Source organism: Coprococcus sp. RTP21281st1_F1_RTP21281_210402 (assembly GCF_040915325.1).
GTDB lineage: Bacteria > Bacillota > Clostridia > Lachnospirales > Lachnospiraceae > Coprococcus > Coprococcus aceti.
The window spans coordinates 161,668-175,871 of sequence record NZ_JBCPDQ010000006.1 but is presented as its reverse complement, the minus strand read 5'-3'; the positions used below and the strand labels follow the sequence as shown (position 1 = coordinate 175,871).

At 42.6% G+C, this 14,204-nt stretch carries 24 protein-coding genes; 2 read left to right on the top strand and 22 right to left on the bottom strand.

The window, feature by feature from the left end; all coding sequences use genetic code 11:
- Positions 1-111 precede the first annotated feature (111 nt).
- The 21 genes from AB5150_RS10325 to AB5150_RS10225 all read right to left on the bottom strand — a co-directional run bounded on the left by AB5150_RS10325 (position 112) and on the right by AB5150_RS10225 (position 11,951).
- Positions 112-453 (bottom strand): hypothetical protein, encoded by a 342-nt coding sequence (locus AB5150_RS10325; protein ID WP_368291813.1) that lies wholly within the window; start codon positions 451-453, stop codon positions 112-114.
- Between the two features lie 12 nt (positions 454-465).
- Positions 466-1,026, bottom strand: a complete 561-nt coding sequence (locus AB5150_RS10320; protein WP_368291811.1) for a hypothetical protein — start codon at positions 1,024-1,026, stop codon at positions 466-468.
- Positions 1,023-1,238: a hypothetical protein gene (locus AB5150_RS10315; RefSeq protein WP_368291810.1), complete on the bottom strand. Its 216-nt coding sequence runs from the start codon at positions 1,236-1,238 to the stop codon at positions 1,023-1,025. Before AB5150_RS10315 ends, AB5150_RS10320 begins: the two co-directional genes overlap by 4 nt.
- A 38-nt stretch (positions 1,239-1,276) precedes the next feature.
- Positions 1,277-1,501 (bottom strand): hypothetical protein, encoded by a 225-nt coding sequence (locus AB5150_RS10310; protein ID WP_368291809.1) that lies wholly within the window; start codon positions 1,499-1,501, stop codon positions 1,277-1,279.
- Positions 1,502-1,504: 3 nt separating this feature from the next.
- Positions 1,505-1,840: an ASCH domain-containing protein gene (locus AB5150_RS10305; protein ID WP_368291808.1), complete on the bottom strand. Its 336-nt coding sequence runs from the start codon at positions 1,838-1,840 to the stop codon at positions 1,505-1,507.
- Between the two features lie 5 nt (positions 1,841-1,845).
- Positions 1,846-2,436 (bottom strand): DUF6273 domain-containing protein, encoded by a 591-nt coding sequence (locus tag AB5150_RS10300; protein ID WP_368291807.1) that lies wholly within the window; start codon positions 2,434-2,436, stop codon positions 1,846-1,848.
- Positions 2,437-3,051, bottom strand: coding sequence for a hypothetical protein (locus AB5150_RS10295; RefSeq protein WP_368291806.1), 615 nt, complete (start codon positions 3,049-3,051; stop codon positions 2,437-2,439).
- 3 nt (positions 3,052-3,054) lie between these two features.
- On the bottom strand, positions 3,055-3,396 hold the full coding sequence (locus AB5150_RS10290; protein WP_368291805.1) for a hypothetical protein: 342 nt from the start codon (positions 3,394-3,396) through the stop codon (positions 3,055-3,057).
- A complete protein-coding gene (locus AB5150_RS10285; RefSeq protein ID WP_368291804.1) occupies positions 3,386-4,555 on the bottom strand; it encodes a hypothetical protein in 1,170 nt (389 codons plus the stop codon). The genes AB5150_RS10290 and AB5150_RS10285 overlap by 11 nt, the downstream gene beginning before the upstream one ends.
- Positions 4,549-6,744 (bottom strand): PcfJ domain-containing protein, encoded by a 2,196-nt coding sequence (locus AB5150_RS10280; protein ID WP_368291803.1) that lies wholly within the window; start codon positions 6,742-6,744, stop codon positions 4,549-4,551. The genes AB5150_RS10285 and AB5150_RS10280 overlap by 7 nt, the downstream gene beginning before the upstream one ends.
- Positions 6,744-7,307, bottom strand: a complete 564-nt coding sequence (locus AB5150_RS10275; RefSeq protein ID WP_368291802.1) for a hypothetical protein — start codon at positions 7,305-7,307, stop codon at positions 6,744-6,746. Before AB5150_RS10275 ends, AB5150_RS10280 begins: the two co-directional genes overlap by 1 nt.
- Positions 7,304-7,798, bottom strand: a complete 495-nt coding sequence (locus tag AB5150_RS10270; protein ID WP_368291801.1) for a hypothetical protein — start codon at positions 7,796-7,798, stop codon at positions 7,304-7,306. Before AB5150_RS10270 ends, AB5150_RS10275 begins: the two co-directional genes overlap by 4 nt.
- Complete coding sequence (locus tag AB5150_RS10265) at positions 7,795-8,238, bottom strand: RNase H family protein (protein ID WP_368291800.1); 444 nt, start codon at positions 8,236-8,238, stop codon at positions 7,795-7,797. The genes AB5150_RS10270 and AB5150_RS10265 overlap by 4 nt, the downstream gene beginning before the upstream one ends.
- Complete coding sequence (locus AB5150_RS10260; protein ID WP_368291798.1) at positions 8,235-9,038, bottom strand: hypothetical protein; 804 nt, start codon at positions 9,036-9,038, stop codon at positions 8,235-8,237. The genes AB5150_RS10265 and AB5150_RS10260 overlap by 4 nt, the downstream gene beginning before the upstream one ends.
- A gap of 130 nt (positions 9,039-9,168) precedes the next feature.
- On the bottom strand, positions 9,169-9,483 hold the full coding sequence (locus AB5150_RS10255; protein ID WP_368291797.1) for a hypothetical protein: 315 nt from the start codon (positions 9,481-9,483) through the stop codon (positions 9,169-9,171).
- Positions 9,483-9,809 carry an HTH domain-containing protein gene (locus tag AB5150_RS10250; RefSeq protein WP_368291796.1) on the bottom strand — a complete coding sequence of 109 codons (327 nt, stop codon included), beginning with the start codon at positions 9,807-9,809 and terminating at the stop codon, positions 9,483-9,485. Before AB5150_RS10250 ends, AB5150_RS10255 begins: the two co-directional genes overlap by 1 nt.
- Before the next feature lie 17 nt (positions 9,810-9,826).
- Positions 9,827-10,726 carry an N-6 DNA methylase gene (locus AB5150_RS10245; protein ID WP_368291795.1) on the bottom strand — a complete coding sequence of 300 codons (900 nt, stop codon included), beginning with the start codon at positions 10,724-10,726 and terminating at the stop codon, positions 9,827-9,829.
- Positions 10,723-11,013, bottom strand: coding sequence for a hypothetical protein (locus tag AB5150_RS10240; protein ID WP_368291794.1), 291 nt, complete (start codon positions 11,011-11,013; stop codon positions 10,723-10,725). The genes AB5150_RS10245 and AB5150_RS10240 overlap by 4 nt, the downstream gene beginning before the upstream one ends.
- Before the next feature lie 30 nt (positions 11,014-11,043).
- Entirely contained in the window at positions 11,044-11,220 is a 177-nt protein-coding gene (locus tag AB5150_RS10235; RefSeq protein WP_368291792.1) for a hypothetical protein, read from the bottom strand.
- 101 nt (positions 11,221-11,321) lie between these two features.
- Positions 11,322-11,711, bottom strand: a complete 390-nt coding sequence (locus tag AB5150_RS10230) for a hypothetical protein (protein WP_368291791.1) — start codon at positions 11,709-11,711, stop codon at positions 11,322-11,324.
- Between the two features lie 30 nt (positions 11,712-11,741).
- Positions 11,742-11,951, bottom strand: a complete 210-nt coding sequence (locus tag AB5150_RS10225; RefSeq protein WP_368291790.1) for a helix-turn-helix transcriptional regulator — start codon at positions 11,949-11,951, stop codon at positions 11,742-11,744.
- Between the two features lie 151 nt (positions 11,952-12,102).
- Here AB5150_RS10225 and AB5150_RS10220 point away from each other — a divergent pair, with 151 nt between their 5' ends.
- Both AB5150_RS10220 and AB5150_RS10215 read left to right on the top strand, forming a co-directional pair.
- Entirely contained in the window at positions 12,103-12,756 is a 654-nt protein-coding gene (locus tag AB5150_RS10220; protein ID WP_368291789.1) for a S24 family peptidase, read from the top strand.
- A 25-nt stretch (positions 12,757-12,781) separates the two neighbouring features.
- On the top strand, positions 12,782-13,702 hold the full coding sequence (locus AB5150_RS10215; RefSeq protein ID WP_368291788.1) for an HIRAN domain-containing protein: 921 nt from the start codon (positions 12,782-12,784) through the stop codon (positions 13,700-13,702).
- Positions 13,703-13,751: 49 nt separating this feature from the next.
- Here AB5150_RS10215 and AB5150_RS10210 read toward each other — a convergent pair whose 3' ends face one another.
- Complete coding sequence (locus tag AB5150_RS10210; protein ID WP_368291787.1) at positions 13,752-13,934, bottom strand: hypothetical protein; 183 nt, start codon at positions 13,932-13,934, stop codon at positions 13,752-13,754.
- Positions 13,935-14,204 lie beyond the last annotated feature (270 nt).

Below are 14,204 nucleotides of genomic sequence, written 5' to 3'. Positions count from 1 at the left end.
TCATTTTCAGATATTTTCATGTAAAACACCAGTGCGCCCATAGGCATATAAAAAGAGCCGGTAATAATACCGACTCTGTAAAATGTTGCACCGGTGCAACTGCATGGGCTGTCATCCCAATTCAATCATATCTGGATACTTGTTGTAAAACTCAAGACAAAGCTTTCTCTTGTTGCGGCGGATGGTGCTTACATCAACATTATATTTTTCGGCTATGACCTCGAGCGTCATATGATCTCTGTAATACATTGCCAGGATATCGCTGTAGGTATGATCACTCAGCTTATCAAGAGTGTCCTTGATTGTTATATCCTTCATGTCGCTATCGTAGTATCTTGTGAGAATATTCCCAACCGAGGATAGTATAACGTTATCATTATAGCGCAGCATATTCTTCCGCAGCATAGAATCAATTGTAGCATTTACCACTTTCTTGATATCCGCATCAGTCACCTGCCACACCCCCTACATATCGTCTACATGGCTTGCAAGCATATCTGCCATGTGAGTAAGCAGCACTCCAGAGCACTCACGAACAGCATTACCATAATAACTCCATTCCTTTTTATCCGTGTACGCTCCCATGTGGTATCTTATACACATTTTTTCTTCCTCCGTAAGATCCACATGCCCCATGAGTATTATGAGGCTCTTATCGCCATGCCCCAAATACCTTGTTTCGTCGTTCCATTCGTACCCTTCTTTTGTTGCCTTGTATTCGTCGCACTTGCACACATCATGCAGTAACCCTATGATAAAAGGTGACTGCCATCTGTCCCAGTTGTATCCCAGAGCACTTGATATTTCACTGAGATATTCAGCCACACGCCATGAATGCTCATACAAACCGCCCTCATGGGATCCATGATACTGTGCAGATGCTGGCGCATTAAAATATCCTATTGACTCAAGCCAGGGTACTATCTCTGGCATATTTATTGAGTCAAATATTCTTTTCCGATCCTTTAACACCATATCTTTTATAACGTCCACGCTTACGTAGTTACTCATATTTATCTTCTTCACTTGTACCGCCTCTTTCCTTGTCTTTTTTTCTGTAGATATTCTCCGTATTCCTTAGGAGTTTTCTTTTTCATAACAGCCAGCAGGCCGTTATAGATCTCCAGTGCTTTACCACAATCCTGCGATGCTTTATTCACTACTTTTGACACCTCCTCTAGTGCATGCTCTATCTCATCATATTCGGTGACTGCTGCCCTGACTGTCCCAGTAGGCATTATCTATCTCCTCCCTTGTTATATTTTGCCTTGCAGCTCTATTTTGCAGCGCACTTATTTTTCATATATCTAGCCGCAAATCTGCTGCTCTCTTTCTCAAACTCTCTCTGTCCCAGGCATATAAGATCTGCAACATACTGTTCAGCCTCTCTGTAACTGACCGGTTCGGTGAAGTCTATGTATACTGATACCTTATGTGTACTCATACAGTCCTCACACTCTACGGCCAGGCTATTCATTTCAATGTCCTTTGTCTCTCTCATTCGTTACTCCTTATCTATCTCTTTGATGTGTAATATATAATACTTCTTCCCTGGTTCAGCTCCCCAGGCCGGCTTGCCTGTGCCTATACTAAGCGTACACATCGCTTTTATCTGCCGACTGGCCGCTGAATATCCATTACGGAACACAATTGGCACTGGCCACTCTATCTGATCCATCTCTGGTAATACATTGTGCAGCACCTCATCGCCTACGCATATTGCACCAAAGGCATTCAGAAGTCTGCTGTCGTAATATTCTTTTATCTCTCTGTATTCCTCTTTCTTCTCGCCAGACGCAATCATATCAAACCACATACGTTTGATCGGTAATGTCAACATTCGTTTTATCCTCCAATAACCATACATGGAGCTACAGCAAGCGAACTATTCCCGGTCTGTCTGCGGTAGTAACCACCGCCGCAGCACCAAGTACCGGTTTCCGCCCAGGCTGACGGACACCTCAACCAATATGCCTTATATTCTCCATCTCCATTTGTTTTGATTGTTCTCTCCTGTATCCTGTAATACTCATATCCGTTTACCATTTCATCAACAGATAAAATGAAAATTCTATCAATAGTATCATCCCCTATGGTATTGGTGCTTTTTCGTACTGTCAGAAGTTTCTTAAAGTCATCATCCAGTCCTGGGAGGAAAATATGATGCAGATACTTGCGGATATCTGATGATTCCCACGCAAGCATTCCTTTCTCGCTGTACTTCATAATATCATCAAGTGTGTAATGAGTCTGAACCGTTACGGTTCCCACACCATCCTTGTTCAGGTCTATTACATCAAGCAACAGTATCTTATCCCTGTATCCAACTGTAAGCTGATCTCCTACGCTGAGTAATTTTGTTAATCTGCCTTTGCGGACCAGATCAGTAAAATCTTCAACTGACAGATCTGCTTCTCTCTTTGCTATTATTTTCAACTACGCTTCCCCTTTCTTCACCAGCATATCTTTCTCAAGCAAACTTGTATCCTCTATCAATGACAACAGTTCTGTTTCAAGCTCTGTCTGTCCGTGGTAATAGTTGCAGTATAAGGTCATCACATTATTTGTGATATAGATCAATCCATGCTGGCCAGTCGTCCATTTCTGAGGCTGAATCTCTCCTCTCTCTGTTTCGACATTCATCGCATCGATAAGCTCTGTAAACACAGAGTTTATGTACAGCTTGCTCATATCATCGCTTTCATATATCTGATACAGGCTCCCAAAAGTCCTTACATATACATCCGTCTTGCTGTATCTCTTGCCGGGCTTATACATAAAGTATCCTTCAATAGTCTCCATGAGTTCTTCCTGCTTTTCCATGTTTTTCCCATTTTTTATATAGCTCCATGCCTCTCCCTGCGGTGGCAGTTCTCCAATAAACTCGGCAAGTGCAGCCATCACCTTGTTGTGAAGGAAGCTCCGCCGTACACTTATGCCCCATTTGGCGCTCTGTATTATTACAAGATCCGGTGTGCAAGCTACTGTAAGGACATGATGCTCATATGCCGCCTTTATCATTTTCTTAAGTATTGAATAATTAACAAACATAAATTACCTCCATTTTCTGTAATACAATTCTTCTTCGTTCCAGTTATCATAGTGATTCTGTAAGTACCCTTTAAACATCTCAAGCATTTCTGCCCGTCTGCCTTGATAACCGTTATCCAGCATCGTGTGATGATACTGACACCCCAGCGCGCCATTCTGCTCTATTCCAAGGCCGCCCTTTGACCTTGGAATGTAATGCATTATTGACATAATCTGTGAATCAAACCAGTTGATGCTATCCATCTGATAGTTCATCCTGCAGAAGATGCAGCCTCCATCTCTTCTCTTAATAACTTCTCTGACCTTTGGTGAAAACTCCTTTGCCCTTGCCTGCTTACTCGCCATTTTCCGACTCCTTACCGACTAATGTCTCTACAGGTGTTGTCATCTTTTTAAGTGTAATAAGCACTTTTGACCAGTCTCCTCTATCTATGGCTATCTGCAGATCAAATATTAGTGTACTAAGGTGCGTCTTCAGTCTGTTTTCATCTTCCGAACCTGCTGCAGTATGCAGTTCTGTCTGTGTTTCCGCCTGCTCTGGAGGTGTCATTATTTCGCCACTGACAGGTGTCTCGGTTTTCTGTGTTTCATTGCTATCTAAAACAGATCCCACCGTAGCAGTTACTTCGACTGATGCCTTTTCCGGTTGTACCGGTGCAACTGCCTTTTTTTCAGTTTTCTGCACTCTGCTGACTGCTTTCTGGATAGTCTTCGATGGTTTCTGAGCACTTTGGGGCTTTTTCTGCTCATTTTTCGCCGAAGTTGTATTGCCTGATCTCTTCTTGTAGAGCTTCACAACTTCCAAAAACGTTGAATTTACTTCGGCTGACGGGTATCTCCAGAATTCACCTGTTCTAATATTAGTGAGAGTTACCTCGTCCTTGCCGTCCATGATCGTCATACCAAGTTTACCTATACCTGACACTCTTGCAGACACATAACCATCCCCCTGCGGAGCAAGCAGCTCTATTGCTGTGTAATTTTCATCATCCCATCTATCCGGCATGTCAATAGCTTTCAGGAACGCAAGGAGGCGATCATCTGTCTGCGGGTGTTCCATCTCGTCAATCATGGCCTCAATGTCGCTCACCTGTTTTTCGGTATCAACATCCTCCTTGATCTGTTGTATGTCCGCTTTGCTGTAGGCCGGTGTAAGTGTTTCGTTGATTGAATCAGGGATCTGCAGCATGAGTGACAGCTTTGCGTAACCGAAGCCCCTGTACTGCTCAAGTAGCTGATCGCTGTACCCGCCTTCCGAGAATTTATCATTGATACGCATCCACCTGCTGACGGTGGTCTTATCGATGCCATATTCGGCCTGTGCAAATTCCGTCACACTCGAATACCTGCCTGCAAGCACGTCTGTATCTCTTGCAAGTTTCAACAGATATCCTATTCGGACAAATCCCTCGGCACTCTTGCTAAGTTCCGTATCAAGCTCGGTCTTGAATTCCTCGTAAGTTGTGCTTGGTGTTGCCCTTGTCACATTCGTTATATCTAACATATTTCCTCCAGTCCTAAGAAGTCAGCCTCAAGCACATCTGCAAGGAGTTGCCCCTGTAGTTTTCCATGCCAGACCCTTTTTTCTGCGGCCCTGATCTTCTTATAGTTTTCTTTTCTCTTCTTTTCACTGATCTTTGCAAGTTTCTTATCCTCATCGCTGAGGATCTTCTGTAGCCACTGCTGCCACTCATGAAGGAATGTGACTGCTGCCTTCAGGTCATTGTTTTGGTTATCGCCAACCGTTCGCTTCTGTCTGATGTTACCCGACGGCTCAACTTCAAGCGTATACCACGGCTTACTCGGATTGTCGTTTTTCCGGAGGAAAAGAATGAATGTCTCCCTGGTTTCATACCTTGAAAAATAGAAATCACAGGTATGGATGCAATGCCTGAGCAGAGATCCTTCACGTACGATATCCGTCACCGTCCGTGGTGCCACTATTTGGTAGGCCGAGCCCTTATACTCATACTTCAAGAATCGTGGCAACTCTTTATCAACTTTTGGAAACTTTTTCATGATCTCCTGAGCCGTCTTATCCCACGACTCCTGACTCAACAGATCAATCACTTTTGCATGGTTTTTTTTCAAATTTTTGGGTTTATATATCTGTTCTGCAGATGTATCCATCTGCAGCCTCACCGCCATGTTCATGTAGTCGTTATACGTTGTAAGTGCTTGGCTCATCGGATTTTTGTCAGATGGATCACTCTGCCTGACAAGATAGTTGTATGCCTTGACCAGAGTCATGTGTTCAAGCATGATTTTTAAATTTGGTAAAGCAATATGTTTCTCTGTTAGATCAAGCAAAATATCATCCGGGTATATTGTATTGTCTATCTTCTCTCTCTGCAGATATGACAGATATAACGAGCCTCCGTCATGTGCCACTAATCTTGACAGCCTCATGCGGTCAATTCCAAGAGCCTTTGTGAGCTCTGTCGCTCTCCTGTTTTTAATCATTCCGTCGTTCTTCACCATCTCGCCTGCAAGTCTATATAATCCGGCTTTTGCACACCTTTCGATGTTCGAGTTGTACTTTTCGGCATCAATCCAATCCACCACTGCATTTGTTGTCTTTTTATTATGCTTGAGCACCAGCGGCAACGAACTATGTGCCAGCCCAGTCTTACTCAGATGATACATATTGTCGGTATATATCAGTCCGCCTTGCCAGTTTCCATAGTTGCTATAGCTTGACCGGCACCATCTATGCTCTATATTCTTGTACAGTTCCCATGAATACTGCCATTTTGTGCCGTCCATAATTAGTGTTCTTGTATCTTCATGCAGATGCAACGCTGCATTTATTGTTCCTTGCCAGTATTTTTTTGCATTAAAGTGTCTAACTACAATTCCACCAGCTATATTCTGTATAAGCTGTACCCTATAGTAACCTGTTTCAAGTGTATTTATCTTGCCCGACGACTTGTATGTTATCTCTCGTTTGCACCGAGGGCATATTCCAATCTTGCCATGTAGAGGTTTTTCCTTGAGCTGTACTGTTCTCTCGCAATACGTGCACCAACCTTCTTTTGCACCTGTTTTGCTGTATGTATATATCATGTAATTCTCAGATACAGCCTCGTGAAACACCCATCTTCTAAACGTTTTCGGTGCTTCTGGCACTCTTGCCATGTCTTCATCCCAGGGAGTAGTCTCCCGGCGGCGCTTTTCTGCAAGATTCTGCTGCCGACATTTACGCTGATATTCTACGATGGCCGCATACCCACTCTTATTCGTCTGCAGCGTTTTCTTGATATACGCTGCCTGGTGCTCGTCCATCCACGGATCCTCAGCGCCACTTCCTGACATAAGACTGTCATTCCAATATCTGCCGACAATTTTTACATCGTCGACATTCTTCAGGTTATCGACCATCGCATCCGTCCAGCCTGTCTCTATGTAGTCTTTTGACAGTTTTCGTGTTATAAACTGTCCGTTCTCATAGTCGATAAATATCTCATAGCACGGTGTACATATCCCCTGGCGCATCCATTCCGTTGCGAACACCGCAACTTTAAGAAATCCTTTCAGATGCTGTGCCCTAAGATATACCCCGTACTTGTAAGGGTATTTAATATCTGTCTTCCACCACTTGTTACTGGCTGTTGGCTTGTCTGCTTCTGCCTTCTGCATCATTTCCTTTGTTGCATTTAGCTGTCTAAGGGCTCTGAGTGTCTTTTTGATCATTACTCCACCGCCCTTCTGTCAATGTCGTAGTACACCATCGGTACATACTTCTTGCCATCGATGTGGATGAGCTGCAGCGCCTGGATCTCTTTCGAATCTGCCGCCTCCTGGAGCAGTACCACGTAGTCGCCTTTCTTACCAGCTCCGCAAGGATCTTTGCCCCGCACAAAGACGAAGGATTCACGGCCTGTTACACTGCTCTTATCTTCATGCACCTTGCGGCAAGGCACTTTAGGATGTTTCAGCAGATACTGTGCAGAGGCAAGTATAAAGCTCTGCAGGTCAAGCTGTTTAAGCAGACGTATCTTTGTGCAGCATATTCTGCTCACATCATCTTCATCTACATCTCCAGCGACCTCCACCGCATAGAATACATTGCTGCCATTCCAGCCGTAATATGTCAAACATTCGAGGGGATTCTCGCAGCAATGAAAGCCTGTACTTGCTGTCTGGGCGTCCTCAGTCTCATACCATTTACCAACCTCGTATGTCATCGTGCCTGATCCAAGTACCGCTTCCGGAAGACCTTTCTTGCCTTTTCTGAAACCCTTGTATGCGATCATCGCCTGTCACCTCCGTAGTATTTGTGAACAATTTTCTGCAGTTCTGCTCTACTTGGTACTCCAAGATAAAGCGGCCCACGGAGTTTCTCTTTCTTTCCGTTGTGTGTGATCATCGTTACGTCTACTATCTTGCTATCCACCTGTGTCTTATTCTCAAACGAAAAACTGATAATCTCTGCGAGGCAGTGAGTGAGGTCCTTATCATCATGCTCTATGATATCGTTCGCAAGGGCCGTGTCATTCTGTGCCATCTGAGTGATAGTCTGTACCCAGTCCTTTACCACTCCCTTGCATTCAAGAGATTTGCCCTGAGTCTCTATAATGGATCCGGCCAGATATGTAGCTGTCGCCAGCTCTTCGACCATGCCGTCGATATAGTCCTCTGCATCATCTTCTGTGAGCCCAATCTTCTTTGCATACTCACAAAGTTCATTTGTCTTTCCTGCAGCTTTAAGCTCTGCTGCCTTGGTGTTAATCTCGCTTAATTTCATTTCTTTTTCTTCTCCTTCCGTGTAAGTTCATCCGCCATCCAGCGGCTGTATTCATGTGATATGTCGTAAACTACCGTGCACTGATGCGTCGACAGGAGATACATAAGTTGCTGCCACAAGTCTTTGCTGACCACATCCCGACCCTTCTTTGTTTTCCAGTCGTTCTTCATCCAGTCACCGACATAGTTTTTGGATATAGCGGTTGCAATATATGTCTCTGATACATGCATAGTCAGCTCACAAGGCTCTGTGATCCTTTCGAGTGCCTTGATTGCAGTGGCAAGGGTTGCGCTCCTGGCATTGCACTCTGTCAGTTCTACCATATCCGTGAGTGTCGCCTTGCCCCTAGGGCTTATCCACTCTATGCAGTAGACTCCATATCCTGATACCGGCGTCACCGCCCGAATATCAGTCATCATGTAGATGTCCATCTTCTTCATGTTGCAATCCCCCATTCTTTCCAGTGTGGTGAGCTCCTCGTCCCGGCTCTTATCTCTGTGTACTTGATATAGCTCAAGCCGCTGTAAGGGTTCACGCCCATTCTCACCGAGTTCTTATCTATGTAATATCCCGCCGTCGGCTTCGGCCCTTCATCGATGATCTTTCTCACCGTCCTACGTGTGTAGATCTTCGTCTCCGGTTCCGGCCTGATCAGATTCCGGCTTGATGAATAATTGGTAAGCACTTTCTGATCCTCGGCATCGAACATTGATAGCTGTGTATCTGTCTCATAGTCCTTGACAAGATACTCTGCCAACTTGTCATAGTCCTCATCCTTATATAGCTGCGTGTAGTTTACCTTGTGGGGTTTCCATTTTTCCCTTATGAGCTTGTCCGTGGGTGGTCCTTCCCTAATCCTGTTTATGACCATGTGTATATGTACACCACCTCGCTTGCCAATCTCTATGCGGCGCACCCACTTGTACTGCTCTCCGTACTTCTCATATTGACACCTCATGCGGTCGTTGAAGTTCTTCAGGTCTTTCTTGACCTGATCTATGCACGGCCTTGCTCCCGCCGGATATTTAAGAGTCACCCAGTAGTCATCCTCGGTGAAGTTCGCCTTGAGAAGCCGCCGAACCTTGATCGCCTTGTTTGTCCGGTTCTGTCTCCTGATAGTCTCCGGGGATGCCTTGTTCCTCTTCGCCCGCTTCTCTCCCTTGGCTCCGTACTTACCCATGTATTTGATCTCCACCTCATTGCTCTGTGGAAATCTGTATATATACTCCTTGTATGCCATGAAACCTTATCTCCTGTCCGTCTATGTTTAATATAGTTAAGAGTGTTTTCTTCCGCCCTTCCGGGCGGTTCAAATTGACATATATAAGGCCTTATGCTATACTAAATATGGTGTTAATAAAGCTTAAGGCTTAAGCGGCTCTGTTCTTTGCAGAGTCGCTATTTTTATGCCATGAGCGGCATCTTTCGACCGCCATCTTCTCAATCTTGTCTGATAGTTCACCGCACAAGATTGCAAGGAGAATATAAACGGTTATGAGTGTCCACTTTGCAGGACTCGGATTCATGATGATTAACAACATCACTGCAACGCCAAACATGCCTCCTGTCATGAAAAGTGATACATTGTACACCAGTCTCAGATCCCTATTTCTTTTGTCTTTAAGTTCCCTTCTCATTTCATCCTTTCTGGTGGTCATCTTGTAATGATCTCCACCTCCATACATCACTGCATCTCCTGTGTCATTGATCCCCACGCTATCGCCTCGGCTACTTTCTTCGGATTGTAAGGCGGCACTCTCCGGCCAGCCTGGAGTTTGTCCTTGTATTTCAGGAAGTCAACGAATGCCAGATAGTTGATGTATATTGCTCCACCACCATCAAGTATCGTGTATTCGTTATATCGTCCTTTCTGCACCATCTCGTCCAGCTCATCAACTCGTCTGTTGATCGTTGACCTTGAACAGCCAAGTTTCTGTGCCAATTCTGATTTTGACAGGTACGGAGTTGCAGCCACGTACCTGATGCTTGTTATTTCCATTGTTTTTGCCATGATTATCCCCCTTTCTGTTACTTGTCGTATTCCGCAAGAATCCGTTTAATATCGTCAATAAACGGCTGTATGCTTTCTCTGTCAAGACTGCAGGTAAGCATTTCCATGTCCAATGTCGTCCGAAGTGTCCTCAGAAACGTCTTCCGTGCATCTGCTCTTATTTCATTTGGATCCAAGTGCATACATTCAGGTTCTTTACACACATATGTACTTGGCGACAATATGTAAGAGTTCTGCGCTATTTCATCCAAAGAAACAGTGCGACTAATACCGTCATTTTCTATGACTATATCTGTAGTTGTTCGATTCTTCCTCAATACAATTAGACATGTAGCTATCGCCGTATCTTCAAATGTGTTTTCGGGTATGTGAACAACCCTATCTATGTAATTGTTCTCTATAAACCACTGCCGGATTTTTCCCTCACGCTGTCCCCTGTACAGTATTCCAGGGAATTCTAAGACGACGGCCACTCCATCATCTGAGAGGTGATATAGTATGTGCAGCATGAATGCCCAGTCTGCTTTTGATGGTGGTGCCATCACGGGCGCAATACTGAATCTCAGGTCTTCAGCCAACTTTTCCGGCTCCCACTTGACAGAAAACGGAGGATTCGCCACCACGCAATCAAACCTCATATCTGAAAATGCATCATGCAAAAGCGTGTCACCTGCTGCCCCATGGAAGTTCGAAATATTTATTCCGTGAAGCTGCTCGGCATCGATCTCCTGACCGTATTTGTCCACTTCGTCATCAAATACCCGCAAAAGATTTCCTGCGCCGCAAGTTGGGTCATATACATTCTTAGGTTTTATATCCACATATTCTTTTAACTTTTCAGCAAGCTCTGGAGGGGTGTAGAATACTCCACCTTTGCGGAATTCCTGCCTTATGCTCTTGATGCTTTTCTGTTTCATGAGCCACCATATCCCTTCGTTTTCTTACCTGTGGGATGGTGGTATACCGTAGCTTTTATAAGAAGATCCTTGTCACTCGGCATAACAAACACTCCATTATTCTGTCTAAGACCATTTATCAGCATGCTATATGCAAGCTGTGTATCGTCATAGTTGTTGTATTTACCAAGGACTCCTCCTCGTGTAGCTGTTCCAGCACAAACCTTTATTGTGCACTCATCCTGATATATGTTCACAATGTGATCCGTGTTGTACACATCGTTGCAGTCTTTATTAAGTATGAACATTTTTTCACCTCGCTTTTCTGATCGTCGTTTTCATCCAATTCCGTATAAACTGCATACATGACATAAATCAAATATTGCAAATGCCCCTAAGATAACTGTTGTATATAGCGGATACCACCATGCATCTTCCTCGAGCTTATGCATGATTAATATTCCGGCAATATCAACCAGCCAGAGTATGATTAGCCAAAATATATATTGATTCATACTTTTCCCGCCTTTCTTAACTTGCTGAATCTTTTCTTATCAATTATTTCATCTGTATTCATTCTTCGTCCTCCTCACATCCTTGCTTTGTCTCAAATAAACTACCTTTCAAGATAGTTAATCAGTCGGATTTTACGTATTGGCTGTCCCGGATTGGCTAACTGCACAAAATACATAAGCATTTCTTCTGATACCAGTATCGTCTCCGTATCTTCATCAAATCCCAGTGGCCATGGCAACTGATTATCTTCCGGAAATTTCCATCTGAATCCTTCATACATCATCATTGCTGCATTTAACTTTCTGCACTGCTTGCATTCTGTATTGGATGTATTCTGATATGTAATATTCTCGGCTATCTTGTTCACTACTCTGAGCTGTTTTAAAGACATCGATTTCAATATCTTTTTCCTGTATGGAAAGTCATATGGTGCCACTCCTGAAAGCCGTCTGATCAAGTAACTCTTCTCCGCTTTTCTACTTAATTCCACTGTCTCACCTCCTCTGCCAGTGAGCTCGCATTATGCGAGTGTGCGATTAAAAAAAATATCCTGTACCGAGGTGCCGTAATACACAGATATTTTTATTTTAATTTCATCTGTTGGAATTCTTCGACCTGTCTCATACATGGCATATGTTGACTGACTGATTCCTAATGCCTTTGCCACTTCTAACTGTGTTCTTTCGCCTCTAAGATTTATCAGCCTTTTGGCAATTATTTCCTTGTTCACTTCTCAACCTCCTTTTTCTTATTTATCGCTTGGTGCGATATTTCTGTACCCGATATTATCGCATTTCGCGAGTATTGTCAATCACTTTTTGCGATATTTTTCTTGACTTTATCGCATTATGTGATATTCTACTATTAAAGGAGGTACTAATATGGCCGAATTAAAGGATATTTTAAAGAAATTGCGCTCCGAAAGAAATATGAGCCAAGCAAGCTTAGCAAGCGAATTAAAAGCAGGCGTAAGCACTGTCGCCTCATGGGAAGTCGGAAAACGATTTCCAAGTCGAGAAAATATGGAACAATTAGCAGATATTTTCAATGTAGACTTAGCATATTTATATGGTGAATCTGAAATACGTCAACGTATACATATAGACAATGATGGAAATGCAATGTTTTCTATGGATAATCTTGCAACAAAAATACCAGTTCTCGGACGTGTTGCTGCTGGAATCCCTATTCAAGCGATTACAGATATTGTAGACTACGAAGAAATACCAACCAGTTTGGCAAAAACAGGTGAGTTTTTTGCCTTAAAAATTAAAGGTGATAGCATGGAGCCTAAAATCAGTGATGGCGATGTTGTAATTGTGAGACAGCAGGATGATGCAGAAACTGGTGACACTGTTATCGCTCTGATAAATGGAGACGATGCAGTCTGTAAACGTCTCCGAAAATATAAAGAAGGGCTGGAACTTATCTCTACAAACCCAAGCTATGCACCGCTCTATTTTGACGAAGAAACTATAAAGAATAAGCCCGTCAAGATTATTGGAAAGGTAGTAGAGCTAAGGGCAAAATTTTAATTTTCTTATACGAGGGAGGATATTCATGAATAATACTATTATTTACAACGGGAAACAGTACGATAAAAGCAAAGTCAAGACAAATAGAACAATTTTTCAGATTTTGGGAGGTGTTTTATTTATTGCTTCAATATGTTGTTTCTTTGCTATTGCCATTGGCGCATTTTTGTTCACTTTAATTGCAAGCTGGGTATCTGTATTCATTGCATATAGATATGAAAAAATATTGAAGTATGAAAAACCTGTTAATCAATATGTGGCACCTTTGCCTACACAGAACACACCGAATCCTGGTTCACCTATACCACAGCCATTACCGGTTCCTGGCAATCCTATTATGAATGCTACCTTACACACTAATATCAATCCAGATGTTAAAAAGCCAAGTATTACAAATAATATTCAAACATCGAATTTGATTCAGGCATCTGATAATGTTCAAACATCCGTATTACCACCAAGTGAAGGTAATAATACGCCACTACCTACGGAACAACGAGCAAATTTACCTGACTATGATGAAGAATATTGTTTTAAAGCCACAGGGACAAGCTTTAGGGACAAAGATATATTATCATTACTTTGCGAAAATGATATTTATACAATGTCAAAGAAAGAATTAATTGAGAACTACATGACTGATGAGCCTATTTACAAATATGAAACTGCTGCCGGATCCGCTGAACTCATTCCCGAACCAGAGAATGAATATGACTCAAATGCCATTGCAATATATCTTGACAACATACATATAGGTTATGTTCCAGCAAAAAAATGTTCAAAAGTTAAAAAGTTACTGGATTCCGATTCTATTGCATTCATATTTGCAGAAATAACAGGCGGTCCATACAAAATTATTGAAATGAACGAGGAGGGCAACTATTCTTCTTCTAATAGAAACCATAGTTTCAGTGTAAATATCACTTTATGTATAAAAAATCACTAACTAATATTATAGACTGAAAGGTCTTTTAAGTGTTTTTCTAAGTGTATTTTTACAAATTCATATAGCTATCAATGGCAGAATTGATATATTCATTAACACTTTGGCCTGCTGCCTTGGCGGCGGCTTTGATCTTCTCCTTTTTGCCCTTCGGCACTGTGAGATTAACACGATCATATTTTTGTTTGATGAATTCATTCTGATATTTTATTTGATTGAACTTCTCTTCTTCCATTGTTGTTATACCTCCGTTTATAAAGGAGAACCCGGTTGACCTTAGCCATCATCTGTGATAAATTGTAATCAAGCAAGAGGTGGTTTACTGGTTGCTTATCGGGTATGTCTTAGGTGGGCTACCCGATTTTTTTATTTCAAGTTCTTAAGTATGTATATTATGATGATTGCTACTATTGCTATTTTTATTACCACTGTAACTACTATTGCCATCCGGGTTCTCCTTTCAAATGAACCCCTTGCTTGATTACATTATTAGTATACTGCATAT